The sequence below is a fragment of the Kitasatospora sp. NEAU-CNBT7 genome, from assembly GCF_057220535.1.
This window is the reverse complement of sequence record NZ_JBXQQB010000035.1, coordinates 1-16,997: the sequence shown is the minus strand read 5'-3', so window position 1 is coordinate 16,997 and position 16,997 is coordinate 1. Positions and strand designations below refer to the sequence as shown.

Genomic DNA, 16,997 nt, shown 5'->3' with positions numbered 1-16,997 from the left:
GACGGTGCCGGTCAGCGCGCGGGCGGCCGGCCGGCCAGGTCGAAGGTGCGGCCCTGCTGGAGGCGGCTGCGCAGCTCGTCGAGGAGCAGCTGGTCGCGGTCCGGGGCGGCGGGGACGGCCGGGTGTCCGGTGCGGGCGGCGAGGCGGTGGAGTGCGGCGTGGATCCAGTCGGTCCGGCCGAGGAAGCCGTCCCGGCCGGCCCGGCCGTGCCACCAGAGCTGCAGGCAGGCCGCGGCGGCGAACCCGGCACCGCCCGGGTCCCCGGCCAGCGGCGCCGCCAGGGCGACGAGTTCGGGGTGCCGGTCGGCCAGCTCCGCGGGCAGCGCACCGAGGGTGGCGGCCAGCGCGTCGGGCCCGGTGGCCGTCGGCCCGATCAGCGCCGGGTCCAGCACGGGCAGCTGCGGATCCGCCTCGAACAGCGCCGTCAACGGCGCCTCGGCGGGCCCGGCCGGCGGTGCGGCGGGCCGCGGTGCGGCGTGCAGCGCCGCCAGTGCCGTCCGGTCCCGCAGGTGCTTCTGGAACACCGCGTGCGGGCCCTCCCGCAGGTACGAGCGGGCGCCCAGGAGCAGCGACAGCTGGTGGACGGCGTCCCGTACCAGGCCGGCCACCAGGTACTGGGCGGTGCTCTGGTAGCCGGCGCGGCCCGGGTGCAGGTGCAGGGCGCGGGCGGCGACGGCGGTGCAGCAGTCGGCGATCAGCAGGTCCAGGAACGCGTCGGCGAGCAGCGCGCGGGCGCTCGGCAGGCCGGTGACGGGCCGGCCGTACAGGATCCGCTCGTCGGCGAAGGACAGCGCGGTGCGCAGTTCGGTGTCCAGGACGCCGACCAGGGCGGAGGCGACGACGGTACCGGTGATCCGCCGCACCGCCGCGGCGTCGGCCCGGCCGGCGCCGTCCGGACCGACCAGGCGGTCCGCGGAGACCCGCAGGCCGTCGGCGCGGACCGCACTGAACCGGCAGCCGCGCAGGCCGGTACTGCTGTGCGGCGGGGAGACGGTGAGGCCGGGGTCGGCGGGCAGCAGCAGGTGGGCGGTGCCCCCGTCGAGGGTGACCGGCAGCAGGATCGCCTCGGCGGCGGCCGGGTCGCCGACCAGGTGCTCGCTGCCGGAGACCACCAGCTCGCCGCCGTCGCGGGTGGCGCGCAGCCCGGCGCCGGGTGCGGGGTACGCGGTGGCGACCCGGCGGTCCCCGAGCAGCAGGGCGGCGAGGGCCGCCTGCTGGCCGGGGTTGCCGCTGCGCCACACGTGCAGTCCGGCGGTGAGGCTGCCGAGGCCGTACCCGGTGGCGAGGCCGAGGTCGCGGCGGGCGACGGTGCGGAAGGCCTCGGCGAGTTCGTCGGCCCGGGTGAGCCGGCCGCCGAGGGCCGCGGGCACCAGCTCGGCGTTGAAGCCGTAGGTGTCCAGGGCCCGGACGCCCGCGGCGGGCAGTTCGGCGCGTTCGTCGGCGGCCACCACGGCGTCCAGGCCGAGCGGGTTGCCCGGGGCGAGCGGGTCGCCGAGCAGGGCCTCCAGCCGGGCGGTGCGGGGACGGGTGGAAAGGTGCTCGCTCATACCGTCTCCTCCATCCGGCTGTGCAGCAGCGAGAACAACTCGCCGTCCCGGTACTGCCCGTGGAGCCGGTCGGAGAGGCGGTCGAAGACGCCGCCGTCGCGGACCACGCCCGGCCGCAGCTTGGCCAGCAGCCGGGCCAGGCCGGCCTCCAGCCAGAGGCCGTCGGCCCACAGCGCGGCGGTCGGGGAGTCGGCCGCCGCGTCGCGGTTGCGCAGCCACAGCTGGACGCAGGCCGCCGCGGCGAACACCTGGGTCCAGCGGCGGGCCAGGTCGAACGCGCCGGGCGGCACGTCCCGGGCCGAGGGCCGGTGGTCGGCCATCGCGGCGTGCAGTTCGTCGGTGATCTCCCGCAGCTCCTCCGCGTACCGGCCGACGGCGGCCGGGACGGCGCGCCGGGCGGCCAGGTCGGTGAGTTCGGTGAGCGCGGCGGGGAGGCTCTGCACCAGGCTGCTGCCGGTGCGCGAGAGCAGTTCCAGCGCTGCGCCGTCGTGCGGCGGCAGCTCGGCCTGCAGGTCGACGGCGGCGGCCAGGCCGCCTTCGTCGACCTTGCGGCGCCGGTGGCCGCTGGCCAGCTGCGGGAACTGGTTGATCAGGGCGTTGAGGTTCACGAAGGTGTTGCCGTCGAAGATGCTCATGATGTGGTGGTCGCGTTCCAGCTTCTGGAACGCGCCGTGCAGGTAGGAGCGGCTGAGGAAGACCCCGGCGCCGAGCGCGGCGCCCAGGTCGGCGATCAGCTGCTCGACGGTGTGCGGCACGAAGCACTTGACGGCCGCCGAGACCACGCTGAGCTCGCCGGTGAGCGCGTGGATGGAGCGGATCCCGGCCAGCGTGACGGCCTCGGCGACCAGCAGGTCGGCGTAGGCCTCGGTGAGCCGCCGGTCCGCGGTGGGGCTGCCGTCGGCCGGGCCGAGGTGGTCCAGGCTGTAGCGGACGGCCAGGCGCAGCGCGTGGTCGCCGGTGCCGAGCGACAGCGGCCCGCACAGGCTGCGGGTCAGCTGGAGGATCTTCAGGACCGTCTCAAGGCCGGTGCCGGCCTCGCCGACCACGGCGGTGGCAGGGATCTCGGCCTCGGTGAACTCGATGCCGCTGATGTCGGCGCCCCGGATGCCGACCGTGCGCACGGCCGGCAGGCAGCGGAAGCTGCCGGGGGCGAGCTGCCGCTTGTCGATCAGCAGCAGGCTGAAGCCACGCGGGCCGCCCGCCGGGTCGGTGCGGGCGAGCACGCAGACGAACTGGCCGCGCGAGGCGTTGCCGATCAGCCACTTCTCGCCGTTGACCCGGTACCAGTTCTCGCCCTCGGCGGTGGCGAGCCGGTTGGCCAGCAGGTCGCTGCCGTGCTGCTGCTCCGTCAGGGCGAGCGAGACCACACTGCCGTCGTGGATCTCCGCCGCCAGCCGGTCGGCCTGCGCCCGGTCGCCGGACAGCCACACGGAGGCGGCGCCGAGGAAGGTGGAGACGTGGGCGATGGCCACCGTCAGGTCGCGGCGGGCGACCGTGCGCAGCAGTGCGGCCAGGTCCTCGTAGCTGTCCAGTGCGCCGCCGTGGGCGGTGGGCACGTAGTGGCGGGCGAGCCCGAGTTCGTCCAGCAGCCGGCAGATCTCGGTCGGGAACTCCTCGCGTTCGTCCAGGTCGGCGCAGCGGGCGTAGGAGAACGCCTGGAGCGGGTCGTGCGGGTCGCCGAGCCGGCGGTCGAAGACGGCGGCGAGCTCGTGCGGCAGGTACTTCACGCGTCCGCCCCGTCCTCGGTGACGGCCGCCGGCCGGTAGCGGTCGCGGGTGCGCGGGGCGAGGTCCTCGTACAGCGGGTCCAGCTCGCCGGCGACGAACAGCTGCCGCATCCGGGAGCGCTGCACCTTGCCGCTGGTGGTGCGCTGCACCTTGCCGGGCTTGAGCAGCACCACGTTGCCGACGGGGACGCCGAGGCTGCGGCTGAGCGCGAGCTTGACCTCGCCCGCCAGGGTGTCGAGGCCGGTGCCGGCCAGCCTGGCCTGGCGGACCTCCTGGACCACAACCAGGTCCTCGCCGGAGCTGCCGCCGGGGACGGAGAAGACGCTGGCGGTCAGGCCGCCGAACGCCGGGTGCAGGTCGGTGCTCTCCCGTTCGATGTCGTGCGGGTAGAGGTTGCGGCCGTTGACGATCAGCAGGTCCTTGAGCCGGCCGGTGACGTAGAGCTCGCCCTCGTGCAGCACCCCGAGGTCGCCGGTGCGCAGGTGGCCGCGCTCGCCGTCGGCGGTGGCGACGTCGAAGACCTCGGCGTTGACCTCGGGCTTCTCCCAGTAGCCGGGTGCGAGGGAGCCGCCGCGCAGCCAGATCTCGCCGACCTCGCCGTCGGCCAGCACCTGACGGGTCGCCGGGTCGACGATCCGCACCTCGAGGCCCGCCGGGTGGCCGCAGCTGACCAGCGGCGCGCCGTCCGGCCGGGGCCGGAACAGGTTGCGCTCGAGGTCGGCCGCGTCCACCAGGGCGACCCGGGGCTCCTCGCCGGCGGGGGTGGCGGTCACCCCGAGGGTGGCCTCCGCCAGGCCGTACGCGGGACGCATCGCGCCGGGCCGGAAGCCGGTGGGGGCGAGCCGCTTCGCGAACAGGTCCATGGTCTGCGCGTGGACCGGTTCGGCGCCGTTGGCCGCGCAGTGCCAGGCGGACAGGTCGAGCCGGGACAGCAGCTCGTCGCTGACGGTGCGGGCGGCCAGGTTGTAGCCGAAGTTCGGCGCGTAGCTGTGGGTCGCCCGGTAGGTGTGGATCAGCTCCAGCCAGGCGTACGGGCGGCGGACGAAGTCGGTCGGCGGCATCAGCACGGTCCGCAGGCCGCCGTCGAGCGGCAGCAGCAGGGCGGCGATCAGGCCCATGTCGTGGAAGAGCGGCAGCCAGCTGCAGACGGTGGAGCCGGGGCCGACGTCGAGCAGGGCGCGCAGTTCGCCGAAGTTGTGGTCGAGGTTGCCGTGGCCGACCATGACGCCCTTGGGGTCGCTGGTCGAGCCGGAGGTGTACTGCAGGAAGGCGAGCTGCTCCGGCGCGGGGGCGGGCCACACGTACCGGTCCGGGGTGACCGGCGGCGCGGCCTCGGTGACCACGGTGCGGACGTGCGACTGCTCCTCCTGCTCCAGCCAGTCCGCGACCTCCGGGTGGGTGGCGGTGTCGGTCAGGACGGCGGTCGCGCCGCAGTCCTGGAGGACGCCGGTGGTGCGGCGGCGCTGGCCGGAGCCGCGGCCGGGCAGCGGGACCGGCACCGGGACCAGGCCGGCGTACAGACAGCCGAGGAAGCCCTTGACGAACTCCAGGCCGGTCGGGAAGAGCAGCAGCACCCGGTCGCCGGGTTCGCAGTGCAGGCGCAGCTCGGCGGCCACCGACTGGGCGTCCTGGGCCAGTTGGCCGTAGGTCAGGGTACGGGTGACGGCGTCCTCGCCGTAGCCGCTGACGAAGACGACGGCCTCGTGGTCGGGGATCTCGCGGGCGTGCCGCGCGGTCGACTGGATCAGGTCGGTCATGGCGTGGTCACTTCCCTGCGGGGGTCGGGGTGGGGGTGCGGTCCTCGGCGGGCGCCTCGGTGTCGGCGGCGGCCGGGGGCGCGGCGGGCGCCTCCGGGTCCGAGGTGGCCTCGGCGGCGGCCTCGGCGGCGGCGCGCTCGCGCAGTTCGGAGCCGATCCGGCGCAGCGAGGGGCTCGCCACGGCGGCGAGGGTGAGCAGCAGCATCACCGCGCTGCAGGCCAGCACCGAGTCGCGGAAGCCGAACGCCTGGAGGGCGTAGCCGCCGAGCAGCGCGCCCAGCGGGAGGGTGCCGAACGCCACGATGCCGATCACGCTGGCGATCCGGCCCTGCATGTCGTCCGGGGTGATCTCGACCTGGAAGGAGACCACGGCGATGGTCCACATCGCGCCGATGAACGACATCGGGGTGATCACCAGGCCGAACAGCAGCGGGTTGTGCACCAGGACGGTCAGCGGGAAGAGCACCGTCCAGACGGCGTTGGCGCCGATCACGATCACCGGAAGGGGCAGCCGGGCCATCCACCAGTTGGTGCTCAGCGCACCAGCCACCCCGCCGACCCCGGCCGCACCCATCACCAGGCCGACCACGGCCTGCTCGGTGCCGGTGTCGCGCAGCGTGGTCAGCATGCCGAGGACCAGCACCTCGAAGAGCATGTTGCTGATCGCGACCACCGCGGCGGCGGCCCGCAACTGCTTGTGGTTCCACAGCCACTTGACGCCGTCGGCGATGTCGCCGAACACGTTGCGCGGCTCGTCGGCGGTGTCCCGCTCGACCTGGAACTTGCGCTTGATACCGGACAGGGTGGCCAGCGACACCAGGTGCGAGACCAGGGTGAACAGCAGCGGCAGCCAGGCCAGGACCGAGGACAGCGCGCCGGCCAGCGGCTGGCCGAGCAGTCCGGCGCCCTGGACCCGCGCCTCGTTCTGCGAGACGGCCTGGGACAGGTGCTCCGGGTCGACCACGTTGCGGACCGCGGAGTGCTCGGCCAGCTTGTACACGACGGTGAGGCTCGCCTCGGCGAACGCCACCGCCAGCAGCAGCGGGAGGATCACGTGCCCGGAGACCATCGTCGCGACCAGCACGCCGAGCGCGGCGGCCCGGCCCACGTTGCAGCCGATCATCAGGCGGCGGCGGTCGAAGCGGTCCACCAGCACGCCGGCGAACAGCGAGAACAGCAGCTGCGGCAGGCTGGCGGCGGCGCCGGTCAGTCCGGCCTGGGCGACCGTCCCGCCGGACCAGAGCACGATCAGCGGGTAGGCGAAGGTGCTGACCTGCGAGCCGAGCGAGGAGAACGCGGTGCCCGCCCACAGCAGCCGGAAGTCGCGGTTGCGGCTCAGCGGCGCGGGCTCGGCCGCGACGGCCGCCGCGGTGAGGTTGTCGGTGGTGCTCATGCCTGGGTCTCCGGGGAGTCGTCGGGTGCCGCGGTCTCGGCGGTACGGCCGCGGGCGCACCACTCCAGGACGGCCATGGCGCTGTACAGCTTGTGCTCGGCCTGCCAGAAGGCGATGCTGGTCGGCCCGTCCAGCACCTCGGCGGTGACCTCCTCGCCGCGGTGGGCGGGCAGGTCGTGCAGGAAGACGGCGTCCGGGCTGGACGCCCACAGCTCGGCCCGGACCTGGAACGGCGCGAACACCTCGCGCCAGTTCGGGTCGGGCTTGGTCGTGCCGGTGGTCTGCCAGCGGGTGGTGTAGATGACGTCGACGCCCTCGGGCAGCCCGTCCATGTCGTGGCGCTCGGTGACCACGGATCCGTACGCCTCGGCCTGCTTGGCGGCCTCGGCGAGGTAGCCGGCGTCCAGCCCGTACCCGGCGGGGGTGCGCAGGTGCAGTTCGGTGCCGGGGAAGCGGCTGAGGGCCAGCGCGAGCGCGGACGCCGTGTTGTTGCCCTCGCCCAGGTAGAGCACCCGCAGGCCCTCGATCCGGCCGAAGTGCCGCTGCAGCGCGGTCAGGTCGGTCAGCGCCTGGGTCGGGTGCTCCTCCGCGCTCATCGCGTTGACCACCGCCATCGAGCCGCGGGCGGCCAGAGCGCGCAGGTCCGCGGTCGGCTCCGCGGTCCGGGCGACCAGCACGTCCAGCATCCGGGACAGGATGTCGCCGGTGTCCTCCAGGGTCTCGCCGGTCGCCAGCTGCAGGTCGCCGTTCTGGTACGTGACGATCCGCGCGCCCAGGCGCAGCGAACCGCTGGAGAAGGCGGTACGGGTACGGGTCGAGGACTTCTTGAAGTAGATGCCGACCACGTCACCGTCGAGGGTCTGCGGGTACGGCCGTCCGCCGTCGGCGAACTGCGCACCCCGGGCCACGATGTGGCGCAGGTCGTCGTCGTCCAGGTCGGAGATCGAGATCAGGTGTCGTGCAGGAGACGTCATCGTCTTTCCGTTCCATGAGTGTTGGGGGTTCGGCCGCCGGGTGGAGGGGTGGGGTCAGCCGCCGAGCCTTGCGGTCAGCACGCGCCCGATCTCCGCCGCGGACCGGCCGGTCATCAGCTCGGCGTGCGAGCTGTCCACGCCGTGGACCTCCACCGCACCGGAGGTCTGCCGCCGCCAGGCCGGCGGCTTCGGCAGGTCGGCCGGCTCGGTCCGCCGGGCGACGACCAGGAGCACATCGGTGTCCGACGCGGGTGCGCGGTGGGCCTCGCCGATCCGCTGGTTGTTGAGCAGCACCTCGATCAGGGCCTCGGACGAGCGCTCGTCGAGGTCGGCCAGTTCGGGGTAGGCGGAGTGCAGGATCTGCCGGAACTGACCGCGGGGGGTGGCCGGTTCCGCACCGGGTGCGGGTTCCGGGGCGCGTTCGGGCAGGATGCCCAGACCCGCCAGGATCTCGATCAGCTCCGCACGCTCGCTGCGCGCGGCCGGCACCCGGGGCTCCTCGGGGCCGCCGGTCCAGTCGGGGTAGGCGTCGAGCACCGCGAGCAGTTCGACCTCCTCCCCCTGCTCCCGGAGCCCGGCGGCGACCGCAGCGGCGAGCATGCCGCCGAACGACCAGCCCACCAGCCGGTACGGGCCGGCCGGCTGGACCGCGCGGATCGTGGCCAGGTAGTCGGCGGCCATCTCCTCGACGGAGGACGGCAGTTGGTCGCCGCTGCCGTCCAGGCCGCGGGCCTGGAGGGCGTACACCGGCAGGTCGGCCGGCAGGTGCGGCAGCAGGGCGGCGTAGCTCCAGCCCACCGCGAGGCCCGGGTGGATGCAGAACAGCGGGAGGCGGGTGCCCGTCGGCCGCAGCGGCAGCAGCGGGGTGAGCGCCTCACCGCCGGCGCCGTCGAGCCGCCCGGCCAGGCCGGCCACGGTCGGGGTGTCGAACAGGGCGCGGACGGGGAGTTCGCTGCCGAGCTCGGTGCGGATGCGGCTGACCAGGCGGGTGACCAGCAGCGAGTGGCCGCCCAGGGCGAAGAAGTTGTCGTCGATGGTGACACCCTCGACACCCAGCACCTCGCCGAACAGCGCGCACAGCACCCGCTCACGCCCGTCCCGCGGCGCCCGGCCCTCGACCGCCAGCTCCAACTCCGGCGCGGGCAGAGCACGGTGGTCCAGCTTGCCGTGCACCGTCAACGGGAACTCCGGCACCGTCACGAACGCGGACGGCACCATGTACTCCGGCAGCGCGGCCGCCACCTGCGCCCGCAGACCCGCCGGCTCCACACCGTCCGCAGCCACCAGGTACGCCACCAGCCGCTGATCACCCGGCCGGTCCTCCCGGACCAGCACCGCCGCCCGCTCCACACCCTCGTGCGCGGCGAGCACCGACTCGATCTCACCCAGCTCGATCCGGAAACCACGGACCTTCACCTGGTCATCGGCCCGGCCCAGGTACTCCAGCACCCCGGCCGCCGTCCAGCGGACCACGTCACCCGTGCGGTACATCCGCGAGCCCGCCGCACCGAACGGATCCGGCAGGAACCTGTCCGCCGTCAGATCCGGACGCCCCAGATACCCGCGGGCCAACCCCGAACCCGCCAGGAACAGCTCCCCCGCGACACCGGGCGCGACCAGCCGAAGCTGCCCGTCCAGCACATAGCCGCAGGTGTTCTCGAGCGGACGCCCGATCACCGGCGTCGCGGACCCGGCCAGCGGCCACGCCACCGCGTCCACCGTGCACTCCGTCGGCCCGTAGTAGTTCAGCACCACCGTCCGCCCGGCACCACGCAACCGCGACCACAACTCCGCACCCAGCGCCTCCCCACCCACCATCAGCACGGCGGGCACATGGTCACGGCTGTCGGCGAGCAGGCCCTCGGACAGCAGCACCGACAGGTACGACGGCGTCAGGTCCAGGAAGTCGAGCCGGTGGTCGGCGATGTACCGCGCCAGCGCGGCGCCGTCGAGCCGGGTCCCGTCCGGGATCAGGTGCAGCTGGTGCCCGGCGAGCAGGAAGCACACCGCATCCAGGGAGGTGTCGAAGGTGATCCCGGCGACCAGACCCACCGGCACACCGGTGCGGTCGCCGAAGTGCGGGTCGATCAGGGTGCGGCGGTGGGTGTGGAACAGCTCCGCCAGCGAACCGTGCTCCACCACCACACCCTTGGGCCGGCCGGTCGAACCCGAGGTGTAGATCACGTACGCCGGATGCCCCGGCAGCACCTCCACACCCAGATCACCCGACCCACGCGACGCCACCGACCCCGCCGTCGCCGGATCGTCCAGCACCACCAACGGCACCGCACCACCCAGCACACCCGCCGTCGACCCCACCACCACAGCCAGCACCGGCCGCGCATCCCCCACCATGAACCCGATCCGCTCCATCGGATGCGACGGATCCAACGGCAGATACGCCGCCCCCGACTTCAACACCGCCAACAACCCGACCAGCAGATCCGACGACCGCGGCAGCACCAACGCCACACACCGCTCCGCCCCCGCACCCCGGGCCACCAACTCCCGCGCCAACCGGTTCGCCCGCGCATTCACCTCACCGAACGAGAACACCCCGTCCACCGCCACCAACGCCACCGCATCCGGCGTCAACGCGGCCTGCCGCTCGAACACCTCCGCGAACAGCACACCCTCCGACGCCACCGAAGCGCCGTTCCACTCCCCCAACAACCGGCCCCGCTCCTGCGACGCCAGCAACTCCACCGCACCCACCCGACCATCCGGATCGGCCACCACACCCGCCAGCAACCGCACCAACCGCGCCACCAACGACTCCGCCGTCACCCGGTCGAACAACGCCACCGAGAAGTCGAGACTCCCGGCGAGGCCGTGGTCGGCCCGCTCGACGAAACCGAAGGAGAGGTCGAACTTGGCGGTGTCCTCGGTGCTCTCCAGCGGCTTGACGGTGAGCCCGGGCAGCTGCGGCCCCTCGTCGACGGTCTCCTCCGCGAAGGTGAGCATCACCTGGAACAGCGGGTGCCGGTCCATCGACCGGACCGGGTTCAGCACCTCCACCAACCGCTCGAACGGCACGTCCTGGTGCGCGAACGCCGCCAGATCCGCATCCCGCACCCGGCCCACCAGCTCACGGAACGTCGGATCACCCGACACATCCGTCCGCAGCACCAGCGTGTTCACGAAGAACCCGACCAACTCGTCCAACGCCTGATCCGTCCGGCCCGCCACCGGCGTCCCCAACGGAATGTCCGTCCCCGCACCCAGCCGCGACAGCAACGCCGCCACCGCCGCCTGCACCACCATGAACACCGTCGCCCCGCACTCCCGCGCGAGGGCGGTGAGGGCCCGGTGGATCTCGGGGTCGAGGTCGAAGGCGACCAGGTCCCCGGTCCCGTCGGGCTCGGCCGGCCGGGCCCGGTCGACGGGCAGCTCCAGCAGCTCCGGCGCGCCGGCCAGTGCCGTCCGCCAGAAGTCGAGCTGGGCGGAGATCAGGCTCGCCGGGTCGGACTCCTCCCCCAGCAACTCCCGCTGCCACAGCGTGTAATCCGCGTACTGCACCTCCAACTCACCCCACCCCGGCGCCGAACCGGCCAACCGGGCCGAGTACGCCTCACCCAGATCGCGCGCGAACGGCGCCAACGACCACCCGTCCGCCGCGATGTGGTGCACCACCACCAGCAGCACCGACTCCCCGGCACCCACCTCGAACAACCACGCCCGCAACGGCAGATCAGCGGTCACATCGAACGAGCACGCCGCGGCCTCCGCCACCCCCTCGGCACCGGACACCACCTCCAGCAACCCACCGACCTCCGCCAACGGCACCACCCGCTGGAACGGCACCCCGTCCACCTCCGGGAACACCGTCCGCAGACTCTCGTGCCGCCCCACCACATCCCGCAACGCAGCCTGGAGCGCAGCCACATCCACCACACCCGACAGCCGCAACCCCACCGGAATGTTGTAGCTCGACCCCGCCCCCTCGAACCGGTTCAGGAACCACAACCGCTGCTGCGCGAACGACAACGGGACGGTCTGCGGCCGTTCCCGCCGCTGCAGGCCGCGGCGGGCGCCGGCGGATCCGTCGAGCCGTTCCGCCAGCGCGGCGACCGTGGGCGCGTCGAACAGCGCGCGGATCGGGACCTCGGCGCCGAGGTCGGTGCGGATCCGGCTGACCAGCTTGGTGACCAGCAGCGAGTGCCCGCCCAGGGCGAAGAAGTTGTCGTCGATCCCGACGCTCTCCAGCCCGAGCACCTCCGCGAACAGCGCGCACAGCGCCCGCTCGCGATCGGTGCGCGCCGTACGGCCGGCCGACAGCGCGCCGAGGTCGGGGGCGGGGAGAGCGCGGCGGTCGAGCTTGCCGTTGGGGTTCAGCGGCAGGGCGGCCAGCGGCACGAACGCCGACGGCACCATGTACTCCGGCAGGGCCGCCGCCGCCCGGGCCCGCAGCGCGGCGTGGTCGAGCTCCGCCCCGGCGGCCGGGACCAGGTACGCCACCAGGCGCCGGTCACCGGGCTGGTCCTCGCGGACCAGCACGGCGGCCTGGGAGACGGCCTCGTCGGCGGTGAGCACGGCCTCGATCTCGCCGAGCTCGATCCGGAAGCCGCGGACCTTGACCTGGCTGTCCGAGCGCCCGAGGTAGTCGATCTGCCCGTCCGGGGTCCAGCGGACCACGTCACCGGTCCGGTACATCCGGGACCCGGCGGGACCGAACGGGTCCGGCAGGAAGCGGTCCGCCGTCAGGGCAGGCCGGTTCAGGTAGCCGCGGGCGACGCCGGCACCCGCGATGAACAGCTCACCCGGCACACCCGACGGCACCGGGCGCAGGCCCTGGTCGAGCACGTACACCCGGGTGTTGCCGATCGGCCGGCCGATCGGGGGCGCCGAGGCGGCCTCCCGGTCGGTGTACCAGGCCGTCGCGTAGACGGTGGTCTCGGTCGGCCCGTAGATGTTGGCGACGGTGGCGCCGGGCGCGGCGGCCCGGATCGCGTTCAGGGTGTGCGCGGGCAGTCCCTCGCCGGCCAGCACCACCATCCGGGCGTCCAGCTCCAGGCCGCCCTGCGCGACCAGGTTGGCCAGCGCGGACGGCACACCGCTCACCAGGCTGCCGCGCCAGCGGGTGCCGTCGCCCTCGAGGAGGGCGAGCAGGTCGCGGACGACCTCGATCCGGCCGCCGCTCAGCAGCGGGCCGAACATCTCGAACACCGACACGTCGAAGTTGAGCGAGGTCGAGGCCAGCACGTGCGACAGCCGGTCCGGGCCGATCTCGGCGACCGCCCAGGCCACCAGGGCGGCGACGTTGCGGTGCTCGACCACCACGCCCTTGGGCCGGCCCGTCGAACCCGAGGTGTAGATCACGTACGCCGGGTGCTCGGGCCGCAGCCCGGCCGCCCGGGTGGGCGCCGTGTCCGGCGCCGCGGCGATCAGCGCCGCCGTGGCCGGGTCGTCCAGCACCACCAGCGGCACCCCGCCGTCCGCGACCACGGCCTCGGTCGCGCGGACCGCCACGGCCAGCACCGGTGCGGCGTCGGCCAGCATGTACGCGATCCGGTCGGCCGGGTAGCCGGGGTCGACGGGCAGGTACGCGGCGCCCGACTTCAGCACCGCCAGGACCGCCACCATCATGTCCGCCGAGCGCGGCAGGGACAGCGCGACCAGGGTCTCCGGGCCGACGCCGTGGCCGGTCAGCAGGCGGGCCAGCCGGTTCGCGCGGGCGTCCAGCTCGGCGTAGCTCAGCTCGACGTCCCCGGACACCACCGCGACCGCCGCCGGGGTCCGCCGGACCTGCGCCTCGAAGAGTTCCGGCACGGTCCCGGCGGGCACCTCGAGCGCGGTGTCGTTGCGCACGGTCAGCAGGTCCCGGCGCTCGTCCGCGGTGAGCAGGTCGACCTCGGCCAGCCGGAGGCCCGGCTCCGCCAGCACCGCTTCGAGCAGCAGGACCAGGCGCGCCACCATCGCCTCGACCGTCCGGTGGTCGAACAGCTCGGCCGCGTACACCACGCTGCCCGCGAACCCGGCCCCGCCCTCGTCGGCGAAGCCGAACGCGAGGTCGAACTTGGCGCCCTCGCCGGCCCCGGCGACGGGCTCGGCCTCGATGCCGGGCAGGTCGAGACCGACCGCACCGGCCGCCGCCTCGGCGAAGGTCAGCATCACCTGGAACAGCGGGTGCCAGGCCATCGAGCGAGCGGGGTTCAGCACCTCCACCAGCCGCTCGAACGGCACGTCCTGGTGCGCGAACGCCGCCAGGTCCGCGTCCCGCACCCGGCCCACCAGCTCACGGAACGTCGGATCACCCGACACGTCCGTGCGCAGCACCAGCGTGTTCACGAAGAACCCGACCAGCTCGTCCAGCGCGGCATCGGTGCGGCCCGCGACCGGCGTACCGAACGGGATGTCCGAGCCGGCACCCAGGCGTGACAGCAGCCCGGCCACCGCCGCCTGCACCACCATGAACGCCGTCGCCCCGCACTCCCGGGCCAGGTCACCGAGGCGGGAGCACAGCGCGGGGTCGAGCCGGAACTCCACCAGCCCGCCCTGCCGCCCGGCCTCCGCCGGGCGCACCCGGTCGGTCGGGAGCTCCAGCAGTTCGGGCGAGCCCGCGAGGGTGGTCCGCCAGAAGTCGAGCTGGGCGGAGATCAGGCTCTGCGGGTCGGACTCCTCGCCGAGCAGGCGGCGCTGCCAGAGGGTGTAGTCGGCGTACTGGACCGGCAGTTCGGCCCAGCCCGGCGCGGATCCCGCGGCCCGGGCGGTGTACGCGGTCTGGAGGTCGCCGGCCAGCGGCGCCATCGACCAGCCGTCGGCCGCGATGTGGTGCAGCACGATCAGCAGCACCGACTCCTCGGCGCCGGTCTCGAACAGCCAGGCCCGCAAGGGCAGGTCGGTGGTGACATCGAAGGAGCGGGCCGCGGCCGCGGCCAGTCCCTCGGCGCCGCGGACCACCTCCAGCAGCTCACCGACCTCGGCGAGCGGCACCACCCGCTGGTGGGGGACGCCGTCCAGCTCGGGGAAGACCGTCCGCAGGCTCTCGTGCCGGCCGGCCACGTCCCGCAGCGCGGCGCGCAAGGCGGTGGTGTCGAGCGGGCCGGAGAGCCGCAGGGCGACGGGGATGTTGTAGGTGGGGCCGGCGTCCTCGAACCGGTTCAGGAACCAGAGGCGCTGCTGCGCGAACGACAGCGGCACCACCTCCGGGCGCTCGGCGCGGACCAGAGCGGCCCTCGCCCCCTCGGCGCCGGCCAGCCCGGCCGCGAGGCCCGCGACCGTGCCGGTCTCGAACAGCGCCCGGATCGGCAGCTCCACGCCCAGTTCGGTGCGGATGCGGCTGACCAGGCGGGTGACCAGCAGGGAGTGTCCGCCCAGTGCGAAGAAGTTGTCGTCGATGGTGACACCCTCGACACCCAGCACCTCGCCGAACAGCGCGCACAGCACCCGCTCACGCCCGTCCCGCGGCGCCCGGCCCTCGACCGCCAGCTCCAACTCCGGTGCGGGCAGAGCCCGGTGGTCCAGCTTGCCGTGCACCGTCAACGGGAAGCCGTCGAGCACCACGAACGCGGACGGCACCATGTACTCCGGCAGCGCGGCCGCCACGTGCGCCCGCAGACCCACCGGCTCCACACCATCCGCGGCCACCAGGTACGCCACCAGCCGCTGATCACCCGGCCGGTCCTCCCGGACCAGCACCGCCGCCCGCTCCACACCCTCATGGGCGGCGAGGACCGACTCGATCTCACCCAGCTCGATCCGGAAACCTCGGATCTTCACCTGGTCGTCGGCACGGCCCAGGTACTCCAGTACCCCGGCCGCCGTCCAGCGGACCACGTCACCCGTGCGGTACATCCGCGAGCCCGCCGCACCGAACGGATCCGGCAGGAACCTGTCCGCCGTCAGATCCGGCCGGCCCAGATACCCGCGGGCCAACCCCGAACCCGCCAGGAACAGCTCCCCCGCGACACCGGGCGCGACCAGCCGCAGCTGCTCGTCCAGCACATAGCCGCAGGTGTTCTCGAGCGGACGCCCGATCACCGGCGTCGCGGACCCGGCCAGCGGCCACGCCACCGCATCCACCGTGCACTCCGTCGGCCCGTAGTAGTTCAGCACCACCGTCCGCCCGGCGCCACGCAACCGCGACCACAACTCCGCACCCAACGCCTCCCCACCCACCATCAGCAGGGACGGCACGTGATCCGCGGTCTCGGACAGCAGACCCTCCGACAGCAGCACCGACAGGTACGACGGCGTCAGATCCAGGAAGTCCAGCCGGTGCTCGTCCACATAGGCGACCAGGGCGGCCGCGTCGAGGCGGACCTCGTCGGCGATGACGTGCAGGGTGTGACCGGCCATCAGCATGCAGAAGGCGTCGATCGAGGTGTCGAAGGTGACGCCCGCGACCAGTCCGGCCTGGACGCCGGTGCGGTCGCCGAAGTGCGGGTCGATCAGGGTGGGGCGGTGGGTGTGGAACAGCTCCGCCAGCGAACCGTGCTCGACCACCACACCCTTGGGCCGGCCCGTCGAACCCGAGGTGTAGATCACATACGCCGGGTGCCCCGGCAGCACCTCCGCACCGAGATCACCCGACCCACGCGACGCCACCGACGCCGCGGTCGCCGCGTCGTCCAGTACCACCAACGGCACCGCACCACCCAGCACACCCGCCGTCGACCCCACCGCCACCGCCAGCACCGGCCGCGCATCCCCCACCATGAACCCGATCCGCTCCACCGGATGCGACGGATCCAACGGCAGATACGCCGCCCCCGACTTCAACACCGCCAACAACCCGACCAGCAGATCCGACGACCGCGGCAGCACCAACGCCACACACCGCTCAGCCCCCGCCCCCCGGGCCACCAACTCCCGCGCCAACCGGTTCGCCCGCGCATTCACCTCACCGAACGAGAACACCCCGTCCACCGCCACCAACGCCACCGCATCCGGCGTCAACGCAGCCTGCCGCTCGAACACCTCCGCGAACAGCACACCCTCCGACGCCACCGAAGCGCCGTTCCACTCCCCCAACAACCGGCCCCGCTCCTGCGACGCCAGCAACTCCACCGCACCCACCCGACCATCCGGATCGGCCACCACACCCGCCAGCAACCGCACCAACCGCGCCACCAACGACTCCGCCGTCACCCGGTCGAACAACGCCACCGAGAAGTCGAGACTCCCGGCGAGGCCGTGGTCGGCCCGCTCGACGAAACCGAAGGAGAGGTCGAACTTGGCGGTGTCCTCGGTGCTCTCCAGCGGCTTGACGGTGAGCCCGGGCAGCTGCGGCCCCTCGTCGACGGTCTCCTCCGCGAAGGTGAGCATCACCTGGAACAGCGGGTGCCGGTCCATCGACCGGACCGGGTTCAGCACCTCCACCAACCGCTCGAACGGCACGTCCTGGTGCGCGAACGCCGCCAGATCCGCATCCCGCACCCGGCCCACCAGCTCACGGAACGTCGGATCACCCGACACATCCGTCCGCAGCACCAGCGTGTTCACGAAGAACCCGACCAACTCGTCCAACGCCTGATCCGTCCGGCCCGCCACCGGCGTCCCCAACGGAATGTCCGTCCCCGCACCCAACCGCGACAGCAACGCCGCCACCGCCGCCTGCACCACCATGAACACCGTCGCCCCGCACTCCCGCGCGAGGG

At 73.6% G+C, this 16,997-nt stretch carries 6 protein-coding genes; all 6 read right to left on the bottom strand.

Features of this window, described 5'->3' with window-relative positions; translation table 11 throughout:
* Positions 1 to 11: 11 nt before the first annotated feature.
* On the bottom strand, positions 12 to 1,547 hold the full coding sequence (locus AC2TEW_RS32000) for an acyl-CoA dehydrogenase family protein (RefSeq protein WP_484626783.1): 1,536 nt from the start codon (positions 1,545 to 1,547) through the stop codon (positions 12 to 14).
* On the bottom strand, positions 1,544 to 3,274 hold the full coding sequence (locus AC2TEW_RS31995; protein WP_484626782.1) for an acyl-CoA dehydrogenase family protein: 1,731 nt from the start codon (positions 3,272 to 3,274) through the stop codon (positions 1,544 to 1,546). Before AC2TEW_RS31995 ends, AC2TEW_RS32000 begins: the two co-directional genes overlap by 4 nt.
* A complete protein-coding gene (locus tag AC2TEW_RS31990; RefSeq protein ID WP_484626781.1) occupies positions 3,271 to 5,031 on the bottom strand; it encodes a fatty acyl-AMP ligase in 1,761 nt (586 codons plus the stop codon). The genes AC2TEW_RS31995 and AC2TEW_RS31990 overlap by 4 nt, the downstream gene beginning before the upstream one ends.
* Before the next feature lie 7 nt (positions 5,032 to 5,038).
* Positions 5,039 to 6,424 carry an MFS transporter gene (locus tag AC2TEW_RS31985; RefSeq protein ID WP_484626780.1) on the bottom strand — a complete coding sequence of 462 codons (1,386 nt, stop codon included), beginning with the start codon at positions 6,422 to 6,424 and terminating at the stop codon, positions 5,039 to 5,041.
* On the bottom strand, positions 6,421 to 7,398 hold the full coding sequence (locus tag AC2TEW_RS31980; RefSeq protein WP_484626779.1) for an ornithine carbamoyltransferase: 978 nt from the start codon (positions 7,396 to 7,398) through the stop codon (positions 6,421 to 6,423). The genes AC2TEW_RS31985 and AC2TEW_RS31980 overlap by 4 nt, the downstream gene beginning before the upstream one ends.
* Before the next feature lie 54 nt (positions 7,399 to 7,452).
* A partial coding sequence (locus AC2TEW_RS31975; RefSeq protein WP_484626778.1) for a non-ribosomal peptide synthetase occupies positions 7,453 to 16,997 on the bottom strand: 9,545 nt, incomplete at its 5' end.

Bases quoted from the DNA above. Each gene is read 5' to 3' on its own strand.
- AC2TEW_RS32000 (WP_484626783.1), bottom strand. From the start codon at position 1,547: ATGAGCGAGCACCTTTCCACCCGTCCCCGCACCGCCCGGCTGGAGGCC.
- AC2TEW_RS31990 (WP_484626781.1), bottom strand. From the start codon at position 5,031: ATGACCGACCTGATCCAGTCGACCGCGCGGCACGCCCGCGAGATCCCC.
- AC2TEW_RS31985 (WP_484626780.1), bottom strand. From the start codon at position 6,424: ATGAGCACCACCGACAACCTCACCGCGGCGGCCGTCGCGGCCGAGCCC.
- AC2TEW_RS31980 (WP_484626779.1), bottom strand. From the start codon at position 7,398: ATGACGTCTCCTGCACGACACCTGATCTCGATCTCCGACCTGGACGAC.